This is a genomic window from Crenalkalicoccus roseus (genome assembly GCF_004761865.1).
GTDB classification, from domain to species: Bacteria; Pseudomonadota; Alphaproteobacteria; order Acetobacterales; family Acetobacteraceae; genus Crenalkalicoccus; species Crenalkalicoccus roseus.
Genome location: NZ_SJDM01000001.1, coordinates 310,568 through 325,679, shown reverse-complemented (window position 1 = coordinate 325,679; position 15,112 = coordinate 310,568). Strand labels below are relative to the sequence as shown.

At 75.3% G+C, this 15,112-nt stretch carries 15 protein-coding genes; 9 read left to right on the top strand and 6 right to left on the bottom strand.

Annotation, left to right across the window (positions count from 1 at the left end):
- The first annotated feature begins 36 nt into the window (after positions 1-36).
- The 5 genes from ET526_RS01535 to ET526_RS01515 are packed head-to-tail and all read left to right on the top strand — an operon-like array spanning position 37 to position 5,356.
- The gene (locus ET526_RS01535; RefSeq protein WP_135465886.1) at positions 37-2,565 is read left to right on the top strand and encodes a hybrid sensor histidine kinase/response regulator; all 2,529 of its coding nucleotides are present in this window, start codon (positions 37-39) and stop codon (positions 2,563-2,565) included.
- Between the two features lie 10 nt (positions 2,566-2,575).
- Positions 2,576-3,049: a chemotaxis protein CheW gene (locus ET526_RS01530; RefSeq protein ID WP_135465885.1), complete on the top strand. Its 474-nt coding sequence runs from the start codon at positions 2,576-2,578 to the stop codon at positions 3,047-3,049.
- Between the two features lie 5 nt (positions 3,050-3,054).
- The gene (locus ET526_RS01525) at positions 3,055-3,456 is read left to right on the top strand and encodes a response regulator (protein ID WP_135465884.1); all 402 of its coding nucleotides are present in this window, start codon (positions 3,055-3,057) and stop codon (positions 3,454-3,456) included.
- Positions 3,453-4,532 (top strand): chemotaxis-specific protein-glutamate methyltransferase CheB, encoded by a 1,080-nt coding sequence (gene cheB / locus ET526_RS01520; RefSeq protein WP_135465883.1) that lies wholly within the window; start codon positions 3,453-3,455, stop codon positions 4,530-4,532. Before ET526_RS01525 ends, cheB begins: the two co-directional genes overlap by 4 nt.
- On the top strand, positions 4,529-5,356 hold the full coding sequence (locus tag ET526_RS01515; RefSeq protein ID WP_135465882.1) for a CheR family methyltransferase: 828 nt from the start codon (positions 4,529-4,531) through the stop codon (positions 5,354-5,356). The genes cheB and ET526_RS01515 overlap by 4 nt, the downstream gene beginning before the upstream one ends.
- Before the next feature lie 339 nt (positions 5,357-5,695).
- Here ET526_RS01515 and ctrA read toward each other — a convergent pair whose 3' ends face one another.
- Positions 5,696-6,433 carry a response regulator transcription factor CtrA gene (gene ctrA, locus ET526_RS01510; protein WP_135465881.1) on the bottom strand — a complete coding sequence of 246 codons (738 nt, stop codon included), beginning with the start codon at positions 6,431-6,433 and terminating at the stop codon, positions 5,696-5,698.
- A gap of 139 nt (positions 6,434-6,572) precedes the next feature.
- Between ctrA and ET526_RS01505 the strand changes: the two genes are divergently transcribed.
- From ET526_RS01505 to ET526_RS01495, 3 genes are all read left to right on the top strand, one after another.
- Positions 6,573-7,928, top strand: coding sequence for a FliI/YscN family ATPase (locus ET526_RS01505; protein ID WP_135465880.1), 1,356 nt, complete (start codon positions 6,573-6,575; stop codon positions 7,926-7,928).
- Entirely contained in the window at positions 7,918-8,316 is a 399-nt protein-coding gene (locus ET526_RS01500) for a hypothetical protein (protein ID WP_135465879.1), read from the top strand. The genes ET526_RS01505 and ET526_RS01500 overlap by 11 nt, the downstream gene beginning before the upstream one ends.
- 70 nt (positions 8,317-8,386) lie before the next feature.
- Positions 8,387-8,653: a hypothetical protein gene (locus ET526_RS01495; protein ID WP_135465878.1), complete on the top strand. Its 267-nt coding sequence runs from the start codon at positions 8,387-8,389 to the stop codon at positions 8,651-8,653.
- A gap of 12 nt (positions 8,654-8,665) precedes the next feature.
- Here ET526_RS01495 and hppD read toward each other — a convergent pair whose 3' ends face one another.
- Positions 8,666-9,781, bottom strand: a complete 1,116-nt coding sequence (hppD, locus tag ET526_RS01490) for a 4-hydroxyphenylpyruvate dioxygenase (RefSeq protein ID WP_204623438.1) — start codon at positions 9,779-9,781, stop codon at positions 8,666-8,668.
- Between the two features lie 13 nt (positions 9,782-9,794).
- The gene (phhA, locus tag ET526_RS01485; RefSeq protein ID WP_204623437.1) at positions 9,795-10,640 is read right to left on the bottom strand and encodes a phenylalanine 4-monooxygenase; all 846 of its coding nucleotides are present in this window, start codon (positions 10,638-10,640) and stop codon (positions 9,795-9,797) included.
- 117 nt (positions 10,641-10,757) lie between these two features.
- Here phhA and ET526_RS01480 point away from each other — a divergent pair, with 117 nt between their 5' ends.
- Positions 10,758-11,231 carry an Lrp/AsnC family transcriptional regulator gene (locus ET526_RS01480; RefSeq protein ID WP_135465876.1) on the top strand — a complete coding sequence of 158 codons (474 nt, stop codon included), beginning with the start codon at positions 10,758-10,760 and terminating at the stop codon, positions 11,229-11,231.
- Between the two features lie 104 nt (positions 11,232-11,335).
- On the opposite strand, the gene ET526_RS01475 is transcribed toward ET526_RS01480, so the two are convergent.
- The 3 genes from ET526_RS01475 to ET526_RS01465 are packed head-to-tail and all read right to left on the bottom strand — an operon-like array spanning position 11,336 to position 14,901.
- Complete coding sequence (locus ET526_RS01475; RefSeq protein ID WP_135465875.1) at positions 11,336-12,745, bottom strand: hypothetical protein; 1,410 nt, start codon at positions 12,743-12,745, stop codon at positions 11,336-11,338.
- A 7-nt stretch (positions 12,746-12,752) separates the two neighbouring features.
- Positions 12,753-13,694, bottom strand: coding sequence for a DUF6384 family protein (locus tag ET526_RS01470; protein ID WP_135465874.1), 942 nt, complete (start codon positions 13,692-13,694; stop codon positions 12,753-12,755).
- Positions 13,687-14,901, bottom strand: coding sequence for a cell surface protein (locus ET526_RS01465; protein WP_135465873.1), 1,215 nt, complete (start codon positions 14,899-14,901; stop codon positions 13,687-13,689). Before ET526_RS01465 ends, ET526_RS01470 begins: the two co-directional genes overlap by 8 nt.
- Between the last annotated feature and the right edge of the window lie 211 nt (positions 14,902-15,112).

Here is a 15,112-nt window from a genome sequence, read left to right as displayed (position 1 = left end):
CGCCGCACGCTCCGGCCACGGGTGACGAGGGGCGCCATGGACGATCTGCTCGCCGACTTCCTGACCGAGACGAATGAGGGCCTGGCTGCGCTCGATGCGGCGCTGGTGCGGCTGGAGCGCCATCCCGGGGACCAGGGCACGCTCGCCGAGGTGTTCCGCATCGTCCACACCGTGAAGGGCACCTGCGGCTTCCTCGGGCTGCCGCGGCTCGAATCGGTGGCGCACGCGGCGGAGAACGTGCTCGGCCGCTGGCGCGACGGCACGTTGCCGGTGACCCAGGCGGGCATCTCCCTGACGCTGCGGGCGCTGGACGCCATGCGCGGCATCGTCGCGGGGCTCGAGGCCACGGGCGCGGAGCCCGCGGGCGACGACGCGGCGCTGATCGCGGCACTCGACGCGGCCGCCGCCGGGGAGGGGCCCGCCCCCGCCCCGGAAGCCCCTCCCGCCCCCGTCCCGCCCCCCGCCGCCGCGGCCCCGCCCGCTTCCCCTCCGCCCGCCGCGTCGCCGCCTGCGCCCGAGCCCGTGGCGGAGGGCGCCGCCGCCGCGCCGCAGACGATCCGCGTGGCGGTGGAGGTGCTCGAGGACCTGATGACCCTGGTCTCGGAGCTGGTGCTGACGCGCAACCAGCTCCTGCAGACCGCGCGCCAGGGCACCGATGCCGCCTTCGCCGCGCCGCTGCAGCGCCTCTCGCAGATCACCTCCGAGCTGCAGGAGGGGGTGATGAAGACGCGCATGCAGCCGATCGGCAATGCCTGGGCCAAGCTGCCGCGCCTGGTGCGCGACCTCGGCGTCGAGCTCGGCAAGCGCATCGAGCTCGAGATGCGCGGCGCCGACACCGAGCTCGACCGCCAGGTGCTGGAGCTGATCAAGGATCCGCTCACCCACATGGTCCGCAACTCCGCCGACCACGGGCTGGAGCGGCCGGAGGAGCGGCGGGCCGCCGGCAAGCCCGAGACCGGGCGGATCACGCTCAACGCCTATCACGAGGGCGGGCACATCCTGCTCGAGATCGGCGACGACGGGCGCGGCCTCGACGTGGCGCGCATTCGCGCCAAGGCGCTGGCGCAGGGGCTGGCGACGGAGGCCGAGCTCGCCTCCATGCCGGAGCGCGAGGTCATGCGCTTCATCTTCCGCCCCGGCTTCTCGACCGCCGCCGCCGTCACCGCCGTTTCCGGCCGCGGCGTCGGCATGGACGTGGTCAAGACCAACATGGAGCGGATCGGCGGCACCATCGAGGTGCGCTCCCGCCCCGGCCAGGGCACCACCTTCGTGGTCAAGATCCCGCTGACGCTGGCGATCGTCTCCGCCCTGATCGTGGAGGCGGGGGGCGACCGCTTCGCCATCCCGCAGATCGGCGTGGTCGAGCTGGTGCGCCTCGGCGGGGCGGACGGGCCGCGCGTCGAGCGCATCAAGGACGCGCCGGTGATGCGGCTGCGCGAGCGGCTGCTGCCCCTGGTCGGCCTCGCCGGCCTGCTGCGCCTGGAGGAGGCGCCGGCGGAGCAGGGCTTCGTCGTCGTCTCCCAGGTCGGCGCCCAGACCTTCGGCATCATCGTGGACCGCGTCTTCGACACCGAGGAGATCGTGGTGAAGCCGGTGGCGCCGATCCTGCGCGACCTGACGCTGTTCTCCGGCAACACCATCCTCGGCGACGGCAGCGTCATCATGATCCTCGACCTCAACGGCATCGCGCGCAGCGTCGGCATGGCCGGAGAGGGCGCCGAGGAGGCGGGGCGCGGGGCGCGCCTCGGGGGCGGCGCGCATTCGGCGCAGCGCTCGGCGCTGCTGCTGTTCCGCGCCGGCGACGCCACGCCGAAGGCGGTGCCGCTCGGCCTCGTGGCGCGGATCGAGACGGTGGCGCGCGAGCAGATCGAGAGCGCGGGCGGGCGGCCGGTGGTGCAGTACCGTGGCCGGCTGATGCCGCTGGTGCCGGCCGATCCCGGCTGGAGCCTCGCCGCGGCGCCGGCGCAGCAGCGCGTGCTGGTGTTCGGCGAGGACGACCGCGCCATGGGCCTGATGGTGGAGGAGATCCTCGACGTGATCGAGGAGCGCCTGGCGATCGACGCGGCCGGGGCGCGGCCCGGATTCCTCGGCAGCGCGGTGCTGGGCGGGCGGGTGACGGAGGTGCTGGACACCGCCTGGTGGCTGCGCGAGGCGGGCCAGGACTGGTTCGGCCAGCGGCGGGGCGGCGGGCAGCGCGTGCTGGTGGTCGAGGACAGCGCCTTCTTCCGCAACCTCGTCGTGCCCGCGCTCGGCGCCGCCGGCTATGCCGTGACCGCGGTGCCGACGGCGCAGGAGGCGCTGCGGCTGCGCGACGCGGGGGCGGAGTTCGACGCCATCGTCTCCGACATCGTGATGCCGGAGGTGGACGGGCTGGCGCTGGCGCGGGCGGTGCGTCAGGGCGGCGCCTGGCGCGACCTGCCGATGATCGCCCTGTCCGGGCGGTGCGGCCCCGAGGACGTGGCGCAGGGGCGCGAGGCCGGCTTCAGCGACTACGTCGCCAAGTTCGACCGTTCCGCGCTGCTGGAGAGCCTGCAGCGCTGCCTGGCGGCGCCAGCCGCCGCCTGAGGAGGTGACGATGGGCATCCAGCAGCGGCCGGCGCCGGCGGAGGCGCCGCGCGGCGACGAGGCGGCGGAGGTCTTCCTGACCCTGACCCTCGCCGATCAGCTCTGCGCCGTCCCGGTGCTCGCGGTACGCGACGTGCTCGGCCCGCAGGCGATCACCCGCATCCCGCTGGCGCCGCCCGAGGTGGCGGGCAGCCTGAACCTGCGCGGTCGCATCGTCACCGCGCTCGATCTGCGCCGCCGCCTCGGCCTGCCGCCGCGGCCGGCCGGCGCCCCGGGCATGAGCGTGGTGGTCGAGGGCGAGACCGAGCTCTACAGCCTGATCGTGGACCAGGTGGGCGATGTCGTGCCCCTGCCGCGCGCCGACCGCGCCGCCAACCCGCCGACGCTCGACCCCCTCTGGCGGGAGGTGGCGGTGGGCGTGCACCGCCTGGGGGACCGGCTCGTCATCCTGCTCGATGTCGAGCGGGTGCTGGCGATCGGATGAGGACGATGGCCGCGCCACAGCCGAGCCTCGGGACCTGCCTCGTGGTGGACGACAGCGGCGTGGTGCGCCGCGCGGCCCGCCGGATGCTGGAGAACCACGGCTTCCTGGTGCAGGAGGCGGCCAACGGCGCCGAGGCGCTGGCCGCCTGCCGGGCGAGCCTGCCGCGCGCCGTGCTGCTCGACTGGAACATGCCGGTGATGGACGGCCTCGCCTTCCTGCGCGCGGCGCGGGCCGAGTTCGGGCCGGACCGGCCGGTGGTCGTGCTCTGCACCACGGAGTCCGACCTTTCCCGCATCCTGGAGGCGCTGGCCGCCGGCGCGCAGGAATACGTGATGAAGCCCTTCGATGAGGCGATCCTCAGGGACAAGCTCGTCCAGGCGGGACTGCTGCCGCGGGGGGAGGAATGAGCCTCGCCGCCGCGCCGGTCCGGGTGCTGCTGTGCGACGACAGCGCCACCGTCCGCGCCGCCCTGGCGCGCGTGCTGGAGCAGGAGGGGGGGATCCGCGTCGTGGGACGCGCCCGGGACGGGCGGGAGGCGCTGGCCCTGCTCGATTCGCTGCCGGAGGCCGAGCGGCCCGAGGTGGTCCTGCTTGATCTCGAGATGCCGGTGATGGACGGGATGACGGCCCTGCCGCTGATCCTGCGGCGCCACGCCCCGCCGGCGGTGATCGTCGCCAGCAGCCTGACCCAGCGCGGCGCCGCGGCCGCCATGGCGGCGCTGCGCGCGGGGGCGGTGGACTACGTGCCGAAGCCCGGCGCGGCGGGCGGCGGCCTGGCCGATCCTGCCTTCCGGGCGGAGCTGCTGGCGAAGATCCGCGGCTGGGCGCGGATGCGCCGGCCGCAGGTGCCCGCGCCGGGGCCGGGGCGCGCCGCGTGGGGCCTTGGCGGCCCGGCGCCGCGCGTGGTCGGCATCGGCTGCTCCACCGGCGGGCCGCAGGCGCTCTCGGCGCTGGTCCGACGCCTCGGGCGCGGGCTGCCGGTGCCGGTCCTGGTGGTGCAGCACATGCCGGCGGGCTTCACGGCGATGCTCGCCGACCACCTGGACCGGCTCGGCGGCCCTGGCTGTGCCGAGGCGCGGGACGGGGAAGCGCTGCGTCCCGGCCGCCTCTACCTGGCGCCGGGCGACCGGCACCTGCTGGCCGAGGCCCTGCCCGACGGGGCGCTGGTGGCGCGCCTGTCCGACGGGCCGGCGGAGAATTTCTGCCGCCCCGCCGTGGACCCGATGCTGCGCAGCCTCGCTGCGCTCTGCGGCGGGCGGGTGCTGGCGGTGATCCTCACCGGAATGGGACAGGACGGGCTCGCCGGCTGCCGCGCGGTGGCGGCGGCGGGCGGGACGGTGCTGGCGCAGGACGAGGCGAGTTCCGTGGTCTGGGGCATGCCGGGCGCGGTGGCCCGGGCCGGGCTGGCGCGCGCCCTGCTGCCGCCCGAGGCGCTCGGGGAGCAGATCGCCACCATGGTGGCGGGGCGGGGGGCGGCCGCGTGATCGCCGGGAATTTCGAGCTGGTCGCCCGGGTGGTGAAGGCCCGCTCCGGCCTGGTCCTGACGCCGGACAAGCTCTACATGCTGGAGACGCGCCTCGCTCCGCTGCTGCGGCGGGAGGGCCTGCCGACGCTGGACGCGCTGGCGGCGCGGCTGCGCGACGCCCCTTCCGGGCCGCTGGCCGAGGCGGTGACAGAGGCGCTGACCACCAACGAGACCTCCTTCTTCCGCGACGGCGCACCCTTCGAGCATCTGCGCGGCCTGCTGCCCGCCCTGGCCGCGGCGCGGCCGCCGGGGGCGGTGCTGCGCGTGTGGTCGGCCGCCTGCTCGACCGGGCAGGAGGCCTACTCGGTCGCCATGATCGCGGAGGAGCTGGGGCCGGAGCTGGCCGGGCGCAAGGTGGAGATTCTCGGCACCGACATCGCCCAGGAGGTGCTGGCGCGGGCGCGCGAGGGGCTGTTCACCCAGTTCGAGGTGCAGCGCGGCCTTTCCATCCAGCGCTTGGTGCGGCATTTCCGCCAGGAAGCCGGGCGCTGGCGGGTCGCGCCCGAGTTGCGCGCCATGGCCCGCTTCCTGCGCTGGAATCTGCTGGACGATCTGCGCCCGCTTGGGCGGTTCGACGTGATCTTCTGCCGCAACGTGCTGATCTATCTCGATCCGCCCACCAAGGCGCGGGTGCTGGCGGCGGTGGCGGAGCGGCTGGCGGACGATGGCGTGCTGTATCTGGGCGGGGCGGAGACGGTGCTCGGCCTGACCGACCGGCTGGTCCCCGTCTCCGGCGCCCGCGGCGCTTATGCGCTGCCGCGCGTGGCGGCGCTGGCGGTGTAGGGGGCGGAGGAACGGGGGGCGGCCCGGCTGCAGCGGATCCCCTTTGATGGATCGCGCTTCCGCCCTTCACTGGGTGGCTGAGTCACCGCTCCGGCCATTCCGCCTTCGCGGATGGGGCGTCAACCGGCGAGGGCCACGCGTGATCCGCTCCGGTGGATCAAGGCTTCCGCTCCATGCCGGGCGACCGGTTCACCGCTTCGGCCCTTCCACCACCGTGGATCAGGTACCACGGGGCCGCTTCCGTCCCTGGCGCGCTGCCCGGTTCCCCCCACCATCGGGCAGCGCAGGCGCCATCGCGGCGAGGCCCGGCGGGCCCCTTGTGCGGCGCCGGCCGGCGGCTCACGCGGCGTGGGCGGCGGACAGGCCCATGGCCTTCGGGGCAAGGGCGGGGCGGCCCCCCGGCTGGGCCGGGTCCCGCAAGACGTAGCCGCGCCCCCAGACCGTGCCGATCAGGTTGTCCGCCCCGGCCTGGGCCAGCTTCTTGCGCAGCTTGCAGATGAAGACGTCGATGATCTTGATCTCGGGCTCGTCCATGCCGCCGTAGAGGTGGTTCAGGAAGGCTTCCTTCGTCAGCACCGTGCCCTTGCGCAGGGTGAGCAGCTCCAGCACCGCGTATTCCTTGCCGGTCAGGTGCACCGGCACACCGCCCACGGTGACCTCCCGCGAGGCCAGGTTGAGCGTGAGGTCCCCCACCGAGAGGGTGGGCTGGGCGAAGCCCTTGGCGCGCCGCACCACGGCCTGGATGCGCGCCACGAGCTCCGGCGGGTCGAAGGGCTTGGTGATGAAGTCGTCCGCCCCCATGCTGAACCCCTTCACCTTCGCCCCGGGACGGCTGAGGCCGGAGAGGATCAGCACCGGCGTCTCGACGCGGGCCGCGCGCAGGCGGCGCACCACCTCGTAGCCCTCCATGTCCGGCAGGCCGAGGTCGAGCAGCACGATGTCGTAGTCGTAGTGGCGGGCGAGGTCGAGCGCCTCCTCGCCGCTGTCCACCGCGTCGACGATCATCGACGCCGCCTTGAGCATGGCGACCAGGCCGCGGGAGGTGGCCAGATCATCTTCGACCAGGAGTACACGCATCTTGGGGTCTCCGCTTCGCCATCCGCCTGCATATCTACAACTTTTGCGGGTGATGTGAAGTGGTTTTTCATCTTTGAGACGTACTAAGATCAGCGACGATTCGTAAAAATGAGATTAATCCAGGGAGCCCGCGCAAGGAATGCAGAGGCATCAATGGCTTGAGGTCGCGGACGCAGCCAGCGCGGCGCTCGCCAGAGCCCCGCGGCAGCAATTCTTTGGCCATGTCGCGGCCGGCGGGCGGCTCGGGGTCTCGCTGGAGGGACTCGCGCCATGGTTGCATATCGGCAGCCGCGTCCTGCTCGACCCCGGCGGCGCGCCTCTGGTCCCGGCCGAGATCGTCGCCTTCCGCGACGGCCGCGCCGAGGCGCTGGCCCTCGGGCCGCTGGATGGCGTCGCCGCCGGCACCCCCTTCCGCCTGGCGGAGCCGCCCGCCCTCGCGGTCGGGGATGGCTGGCTCGGGCGGGTGATCGATCCGCTGGGGCGGCCGCTCGACGGCCGGGGGCCGCTGCCCCCCGGGCCGCTGCCCCGGCCGCTGCGCGCCGCCGCGCCGGAGGCCGGCCGCCGCGCCCGGCTCGGACCGCGGCTCGATCTCGGGGTGCGGGCGCTCGACGCCTTCGCCACCTGCCGGCGCGGCCAGCGCCTCGGCCTGTTCGCGGCCTCCGGCGTCGGCAAGTCCACGCTGCTTTCCATGCTTGCCCGCGGCGCCGAATGCGACGTCGCGGTGCTCGCCCTGGTTGGCGAGCGGGGGCGGGAACTGCGCGAATTCCTCGAGGACGACCTCGGGCCGGAGGGGCTCGCGCGCTCCGTCGTGGTCTGCGCCACCTCCGACAGCGCGCCGCTGCTGCGGCGCGACGCCGCCTACGCCGCCATGACCGTGGCCGAGCACTTCGCCGAGGCAGGGCGGCACGTTCTGCTGCTGATGGACAGCGTCACCCGCTTCGCCATGGCGCTGCGCGAGATCGGCCTCGCCGCCGGCGAGCCGCCGGCGAGCCGCGGCTACACGCCCGGCGTCTTCGCCGAGCTGCCGCGGCTGCTGGAGCGCGCCGGGCCGCGCGAGGAGGGCAATCCCGGCATGATCACCGGCCTGTTCACCGTGCTTGTCGAGGGCGACGACCATGACGAGCCGGTGGCCGACGCGGTGCGCGGCATCCTCGATGGCCATGTCGTGCTCGACCGCCGCATCGGCGAGGCCGGGCGCTACCCCGCGGTGGACGTGCTGCGAAGCCTCTCCCGCACCGTGCCCGGCTGCCTCGGGCCGGAGGAGTGGGCGCTCGCGCAGCGTGCCCGCCGCATCCTCGCCCTGGCCGCGGAGATGGCGGAGCTGGTGCGCCTCGGCGCCTACCGCGCCGGCACCGATCCGGCGGTGGACGAGGCGCTGCGCCTCGCGCCGCGTATCGAGGCCATGCTCGCCCAGCGCAAGGGCGAGCGCAGCGGCGTGACGGAGGCCTTCGCCGCCCTCGCCGCCGCGATGGAGGATGGCGGCGATGGCGCATGATCCGCTCGCCGTGCTGGCGCGGCTGCGGCGGCTGGAGATGCGCGCGGCGCGCCGCCACCTGGCGGAGCGGCTGGCCGCCCTCGACCTCGCCGAGGCGCGGCACGAGGCGGCCGAGCGCGCCCCGGCCGCCGAGGCCGCCGCGGGAGCGCCGGCCGACTTCGCCGCCTGGCTGCCGCGCGCGCTGGCCGAGCGCGAGCGGGCGGAGCGGGCCCGGCAGGCGGCCGAGGCGATGGCGGAGGCGGCGCGGGAGGCGCTGGTGGCGGCACGGACCGCGGAGCGCGCGGTGGAGCGGCTGCAGGAACGCCGCGCCGCGGCCGCCCGGCTCGCGGCGGCGCGGCGCGCGCAGGCCGCGCTCGACGCGCATGCGGCGCGCGGGCGGAAGGGCTGATGGCGCCGGCCGCCCCGCAGCCGCCGCCCGCCTGCGGCGTTCACCCCGCATCGCCATGGGAGATGCCGCGATGCCGAGCCCGCGCCTGCCCCGCCTCCTCGCCCTCGCCCTCCTCTGCGCCGCCGGCGGCGCCGCTGGGCAGGAGCCGCCGCCGGCCGGCGCCCGGAGCGCCCAGCAGCCCACGCGGGAGGCGACGGAGGCGCGGAAGCGGGAGGCGGGGGTGGAGCTTCCCCCCACCGAGCGCCGCGAGCAGCTCCGCGAGCTCAACGCCCTCTCGCGCGAACTGGCGCCAAACCTGCCGGTGCCGGCACCGGAGGTGGCGCCGGAGCGGCGCTGAGCCCGCCCGCCCCTACTCCGCCGCCTCGGAGGGCCTGAGCACGCCGCGGCGGATCTGGTCGAGTTCGATGCTCTCGAACAGGGCCCGGAAATTGCCCTCGCCGAAGCCCTGGTCGCCCTTGCGCTGGATCAGCTCGAAGAAGATCGGGCCGATCACCGTGCCGGTGAAGATCTGCAGCAGCCGCCCGCCCTCCGGCGTCGGCGCGCCGTCGGTCAGGATGCGGTTGCGGCGCAGCCGCTCGATCTCCTCGGCGCCAAGGTCCGGCATGCGCTTCGGCAGCAGCTCGTAATAGGTGTCGGGCGTGTCCATGAACTGCACGCCGCGCTCCCGCATCCCCTCGACCGAGGCGAAGATGTCGTGCGTGCCGAGGGCGATGTGCTGGATGCCCTCGCCGTTGTAGGCGCGGAGATACTCCTCGATCTGGCTCTTGTCGTCGGCGCTCTCGTTGATCGGGATGCGGATCTGGCCGCAGGGCGAGGTCAGGGCGCGGGAGCGCAGCCCGGTCAGCTTGCCCTCGATGTCGAAGTAGCGGATCTCGCGGAAATTGAAGAGCTTCTCGTAGAACTTCCACCACACGTCCATGCGGCCGCGGTGCACGTTGTGGGTGAGGTGGTCGATCACCGTCAGCCCGTGGCCGCGCGGGCGCGGATCGGGCTCGCCGATCCAGCGGAAGTCCACGTCGTAGATCGAGCCGCGCGGGCCGTAGCGGTCCACCAGGTAGAGCAGCGAGCCGCCGATGCCCTCGATCGCCGGGATGTTCAGCTCCATCGGGCCGACCTTGCCGGTGACCGGCTTCGCGCCGAGCGCGACCGCGCGCTCATAGGCTGCCTTCGCGTCCGCGACGCGGAAGGCCATGGCGCAGGCCGAGGGGCCGTGCACGCGCTGGAAGGCCTGGGCGAAGCTCTCCGGCTCGGCGTTCAGGATGAAGTTGATGTCCCCCTGGCGCCACAGCGTCACCTGCTTGCTGCGGTGCCGCGCCACGGGGGCGAAGCCGAGGCGCTCGAACAGCGCTTCCAGATAGGGGATGTCCGGCCCGGTGAATTCGACGAACTCGAAGCCGTCGGTGCCCATCGGGTTGGCGTCGCTGATCGCGCCGGCATAGGCGGTGCGGTCGGGCGGGATGTCCATGGCGTGCGCTCCTTCAGGCCAGGCGGTGGGGGATGTCGCCCTCGGCGGCGGCGCCGGGCGGGATCGGCGCGGCGTCCCGCGCCAGGGGCAGCAGCTCGGGCAGCCGCTCCATGGCGGCGAACAGCTCGGCGTAGTCGGAGATCACGAAGTAGGTCGGCTGCAGGTCGTCGATGAAGTAGTCGCTGCGCAGCACGCGCCAGAGGGCGAAGCGCAGCCGGCGCGGCTTCTCGCTCTCCGTCGCGTAGACCGTCTCGGTCCGGGAGGAGAGGATGCCGGCGCCGTAGGCGCGCAGGCCGCCGCTCTCCCGGATCAGGCCGAACTCCACCATGTGCCAGTAGAGACGCGCCAGCGGCTTCAGCGCGCCGATGCGCGCCGCCTGCTCGCCGAGGCGCCCGTAGGCCTCGAGGAAGTCGGCGAAGTCGGGCTGGGCCAGCAGCGGCACATGGCCGAAGGCGTCGTGGAAGATGTCGGGCTCGACGATGTAGTCGAGCTCCTCGGGGCGGCGGATCCAGTGCGTCACCGGGAAGCGGCGCGCGGCGAGATGGGCGAAGAAGGCGTCGTCCGGGATCAGGCCCGGCACCGCCACCAGCGACCAGCCGGTGGCCGCGCGCAGCACGCGGCTGACGCGCGCGAGGTCCGGCACGCCCTCGGCGAAGAAGGGCAGGCGCGCCAGCCCCTCCCGGAAGGCGGCGGCGGCGTGGCGGGGCAGCAGCGCCGCCTGGCGTTCGTAGAGGGTGCGCCAGGTGGCGTGGTCGGCCTCCGTGTAGGTGGCCATGTCCTGGGTGAGGGTGAAGTCGGGGCGGGCGCGCGCGTAGTCGCCGCGCAGGCCCTGCGGCAGACCGGGAACGCTCGTCTCCATCCCTGCCTCCTGCGGCTCGATGAGCATGACAATGCCCGAGACGGGGGAGGGGTTTTCGGCGATCTGCGGCCCGAGAGGCGCTAGGCTTGGCGCATTCCACTCCCAAGGAGATGGACCATGGCGAAATCCTCTCCGAAGCTCGATGCCATAGACCGCCGCATCCTGCGCGCCCTGCAGCGCGACGGCCGCCTGCCCATCGTGGCGCTGGCCGAGCAGGTCGGCCTCTCCCCCACCCCCTGCCAGCGCCGGGTGCGGCGGCTGGAGGAGGAGGGCGTCATCGCCCGCTACGCCGCGGTGCTCGACCCCGCGCGGCTCGGCCTGCCGCTGCAGGCCTTCGTCATGGTGGCGCTGGAAAGCCATGCCGAGGAGGTGGTGGCGCGCTTCCACGCCGCCCTGGCCGAGCGGCCGGAGGTGCTGGCCGCCTACGCGATGAGCGGGGAGATGGACTACCTGCTGCACGTGCTGGCGGCGGATCTCGACGCCTATGGCGAGTTCGCCCTGAAGGCCCTGCTGCGCCTGCCCGGGGTGAAGGAGACGCGGTCGAGCTTCGTGCTGGCCACGCTCAAGCCGCCGGGCGAGGTGCCGGTGTAGGGCCGCCGGAGCCGGCTGCGGCCGCGCCCCAGGGCACCGTCGCGGCCGGCCGCGACGGGATGCCGCCCGCCGCGCGGAGACGCCCGGCGAGGTCGCCGGCCGCCTCAGAACGACCCGCCGGTGCGAAAGCCGCCTCCGCCCATCCGCCCGCCGGTGCGGAAGCCGCCCCCGCCCATGCCGCCGCCGGTGCGGAAGCCGTCTCCACCGCCCCAGGGGCCGGGCGGCGGGCCGCCCCAGGGGCCGCCGCCCGGCAGCCGGTGGCGGCCCATGCGGTCCCAGAAGCCGTCGCGGCTGAGCCCGCCGCGCAGCAGCTCGCCGATCAGCACGCCGATGATGGCGCCGTCTTTGAAGTCCCAGCGGTCGCGCTCGTAGCCGCGACGGCGCATCTCCTGCCGGAGCTGCTGCAGCTCCGCGAGGTGCCGGCGCGCCGCCTCGGCCTCGGCGCGGGCGGCGGCGAGCTCGCGCTCCACCGCCGCGCGCTCGGCCGAGGCCCGCTCCAGCCGGGCGACGATGGCGTCGTCCTCCGGGGTCGGCGTGCGGCGGGCGGCCTCGCGCAGGCTGCGCAGGCTGGCGGCGCCGAGGGCGGCTTCGAGCTGCGCCGTGGCCTCGCGCAGCGCCGCATCCTCCTCGCCGGCGAGCGCGGCGCGGCGCCGCTCGGCCTCATGCAGCGCGGCGGCGGCGGCCTCCAGCGCCTCCTCCGCCTGGTCCAGCGCGTCCCGCGCCGCGGCGGCGCCGCCCTCCTCCGGCAGGCCGGCGAGGCGGTGCTCCGCCCGCGCCAGCGCCGCCGCCGCCGCCGCCGCGGCCTCGCGCATCCGTTCGGCATGGGCGGCGAGGCGGCCGGGCAGCTCGGAGAGCAGGGCGTAGTCGCGCCGCGCCGGCTCGAAGCGGGCGACGCGCGCGGTCCAGCCGTCGAGCAGGCGGGCGATCGGGCCGGCGCGGTAGCGCGCCGTGCCCCAGCCGCGATCCCAGAGATAGGCGAAGAGCGGATCCTCGCGGTAGGGCCGCCCCTTCTCCTCCAGCTCCTGGCGCGCCAGCTCGGCCTTGCGCGTGGCATGGGTGGCGATGCGCGCCGCCTCCTCCGCCGCTGCGGCCAGGCGGCGCCAGTCCGGGTCCGCCTCCATGCGCCCGCGCGCCGCCTCCAGCGCCGCCGCCTCGGCGGCCTCGGCCTCGCGCAGCGCGGCGGCATGGCGTTCGCGCCCGGCGCGCGCCGCCTCCAGCGCCTCGCGCCGGCGCAGGAGCTCGGCCTCGGCGGCGGCGAGGGCCGCGGCGCGCTCGGCGAGCAGGGCCTGGATGCGCCGCTCCGCCGCGTCGAGCTGGCCGAGCGCGGCGCCGCCATCGCCGATCTGGCGCACCCGCAGCCGGGCGAGTTCCCGCAATGCCTCGGCCTCGGCGGCGCGGGCGGCGTCGCGGCGCTGCGCCAGCGCCTCGGCCTCCACCTGCGCCGCCCGCGCCTCCCGCTGCGCCCGGGCCAGGCGCTCATCCACGCTGTCGAAGAGCTGCACGCCGCTCAGCATCGCATCCTCACCATTGCAGGATCGCGCCGCCGAGGACCGGGATGGTCCATTGCGGCTCCATCTCGCCGGCGCGCTTGTCGCCCACCACCGGCTGGTCGATCACCCCGTCGCGCTCCTTGTCCCGGCGCACCCGTTCGAACACCTCGGGCGGCACGCGCTGGCCCCAGCGGGTGACGCGGGCGGTGCGCCCGTCCTCCTCGCTGGTGACGGTCATCTCCACGGGCCGCCCGTCGCGGCCCACCGCCTCGACGATCAGGTAGTAATTGCGCGCCTGCGGGTTCGCCTCCGGCACGCGCCAGACGCCGGAGGGCTCGCCGGGGCGGGAGACGATGCGGATCTGGTATTCCTGCGAGAGGCCGCGCGCGAGCTCCTGCAGCGCGGCGAGGCGCTGCCGCCCGCCGGCGAGGTCGCCGGCGCGGGCCGCGGCCTCGCCCTCGGCGAGCAGCCGGTCGGCGCGCTCCAGCGCCGGCGCGGCGCGGGTCGCGGCCCGCACCCGCGCATGCTCGGCGGCGAGCGCGCGCGGCAGCCCCTCCGCCAGCTCCCGCTGCTCGGCGATGCGGGCGCGCTCCGCCGGCAGGCGGACGCCGAGATACCAGCCGCCGCCGAGCAGCAGCAGGGCGGCGAGGGCAAGCCCGGCCGGCCGCCCCCAGCGCCCCCGCGTCACCCACAGCGTCGCCAGGCTGCGCGCCGGGCCCGGCGGGGTGGGGCGGTAGGTGAAGCGGCTCTCCGCCAGCGCCGTCACGCCCTGGTCGAGGATGTGGTCCGGCACCTCGATGCCCTGGCTGGCGTAGATCTCGCGCAGCCGGCGCTTGAGCGCGGCGGCGCGCTCGGGCTCGGACAGTTCGCGCTCGACCAGCGCCTCGGCGTGGCGGAGCGTGTCCACCACGTCCATCGCCAGCATGGTGTCGTCGAGCGGCGGCGCGGCGCGCCCGCCGGGCGCGTCAGGCATGCCCCGGCGCGGCCTCCGCGACCGGCGCCGCCGCCCTGGCCGCGTCCTGGGCCAGCCGGGCCATGCGGCGCTTCGCGTCCTCGACCGAGCGGCGGATCTCCTCGCTGTTGCGCGTGGCGCTCTCGCGCATCTCCTCGATGATCTCGCGCGCGTGCTCCTGGTAGGAGACGACGCTGTCCACCAGCTTCCTGACCGCGTCGGCGCGGATGGTCGGGCCGTAGCCGGCGCGCAGCGCCGCGTCCTGCACCTGGCCGCCGATCTCGGCCAGCGTCTCCAGGCTGCGGCTGACACCCTCCTTCATCCCCTCGAGCGTGCGCGTGCTCTCGGCGAGCCCCGTCAGGCCGGTGAAGCTCGCGGTCAGCGCCGTCAGCACCGCCTCGTTGGTCGAGAAGAAGCTGACCGACTGCTGCCAGACCCGCTCCTTGGCGGAGGTGGTCTGCACCAGCCGCGCCATGATCACCTCGGAGGTGTTGTAGGAAACGGTCAGGTTGTCCGAGAGGTCCTTGGCGATCTGGTAGCGCCCCTCCTCGGCCTGCAGGGCGCGCACCGCCTCGTCGCGGGCGAGTTCGAGCCGCGCGCGCTCGGCGGGCTCGACCGCGCCGGCCGTCTCCACGGCGCGGGAGGCCTCCTCCACCTTCGCCCTGGCCTCGGCGAGCTTCCCCTCGGCGGTCCTCAGCACCTCGAAGGCCAGCACCTCCGCCTCCTTCAGCGCGCCGCGGAAGTCGCGGTAGGCCTCGAGGATGCGGTGCTCGCGCTCCACCTGGTCGCGGGTGTCGCGCGAGACCTCGAGGTAGGTGTCGCGGATCCTCTGGAAGCGGTCGGCGATGTCGCCGCGCGTCGCCTTCTGCCAGATGTTGGCGAGGCGCTCCATGGTGCTGATCCGCCCGTCCTCGACCTGGCGGACCATGGCGCGGGCGTCGTCGCGGATGGAGTTGAAGGCGTCGGTGATCGCCTGGTAGCGGTCGGCGATCTGCATCCCCCGCACCTGCTCGCGCACCACCTCGTGGAAGGTGCTCGCCTGGTTGAGCACGCGGGCGATCAGCACCACCCGCTCCTGGTCGAGGTCGCCGAGCCGGGCGAGCAGCGCGGTGACCGGGCTCTCCTGCGCCCCGGGCTCGGGGAGCGGCAGGCCGAGCTCGCGCAGCGCGCCGAGGGCCTTGTCGAGGTAGCGCAGCGGCTGCGCGACCCGGGTCTGCGGCTGGTCCATGGCGGGTCCTGTTCCGTGGCGGGGGCGGCGGCGCGTCCGGAAGGGGCGCGCCGCCGGCGGAGGTGGGGATGGAGGGCGGCGATGTCACCGGGGCGGTGCCGCCCGCCGGCCCGCCGGCATACGAATCCGTATGCTCCGCGCGAGGTCGCGGGCAGGCGGGGCGCGCTTTCCTGCCGGAAACCCCCGCCCCGTCCGGGCGGGCGAACTGCCG

Coding starts and splice junctions, on each gene's coding strand:
- ET526_RS01535 (WP_135465886.1), top strand. CDS start 37: ATGGACGATCTGCTCGCCGACTTCCTGACCGAGACGAATGAGGGCCTG.
- ET526_RS01530 (WP_135465885.1), top strand. CDS start 2,576: ATGGGCATCCAGCAGCGGCCGGCGCCGGCGGAGGCGCCGCGCGGCGAC.
- ET526_RS01525 (WP_135465884.1), top strand. CDS start 3,055: ATGGCCGCGCCACAGCCGAGCCTCGGGACCTGCCTCGTGGTGGACGAC.
- cheB (WP_135465883.1), top strand. CDS start 3,453: ATGAGCCTCGCCGCCGCGCCGGTCCGGGTGCTGCTGTGCGACGACAGC.
- ctrA (WP_135465881.1), bottom strand. CDS start 6,433: ATGCGTGTACTCCTGGTCGAAGATGATCTGGCCACCTCCCGCGGCCTG.
- ET526_RS01505 (WP_135465880.1), top strand. CDS start 6,573: ATGCAGAGGCATCAATGGCTTGAGGTCGCGGACGCAGCCAGCGCGGCG.
- ET526_RS01500 (WP_135465879.1), top strand. CDS start 7,918: ATGGCGCATGATCCGCTCGCCGTGCTGGCGCGGCTGCGGCGGCTGGAG.
- ET526_RS01495 (WP_135465878.1), top strand. CDS start 8,387: ATGCCGAGCCCGCGCCTGCCCCGCCTCCTCGCCCTCGCCCTCCTCTGC.
- hppD (WP_204623438.1), bottom strand. CDS start 9,781: ATGGACATCCCGCCCGACCGCACCGCCTATGCCGGCGCGATCAGCGAC.
- phhA (WP_204623437.1), bottom strand. CDS start 10,640: ATGGAGACGAGCGTTCCCGGTCTGCCGCAGGGCCTGCGCGGCGACTAC.
- ET526_RS01480 (WP_135465876.1), top strand. CDS start 10,758: ATGGCGAAATCCTCTCCGAAGCTCGATGCCATAGACCGCCGCATCCTG.
- ET526_RS01475 (WP_135465875.1), bottom strand. CDS start 12,745: ATGCTGAGCGGCGTGCAGCTCTTCGACAGCGTGGATGAGCGCCTGGCC.
- ET526_RS01470 (WP_135465874.1), bottom strand. CDS start 13,694: ATGCCTGACGCGCCCGGCGGGCGCGCCGCGCCGCCGCTCGACGACACC.
- ET526_RS01465 (WP_135465873.1), bottom strand. CDS start 14,901: ATGGACCAGCCGCAGACCCGGGTCGCGCAGCCGCTGCGCTACCTCGAC.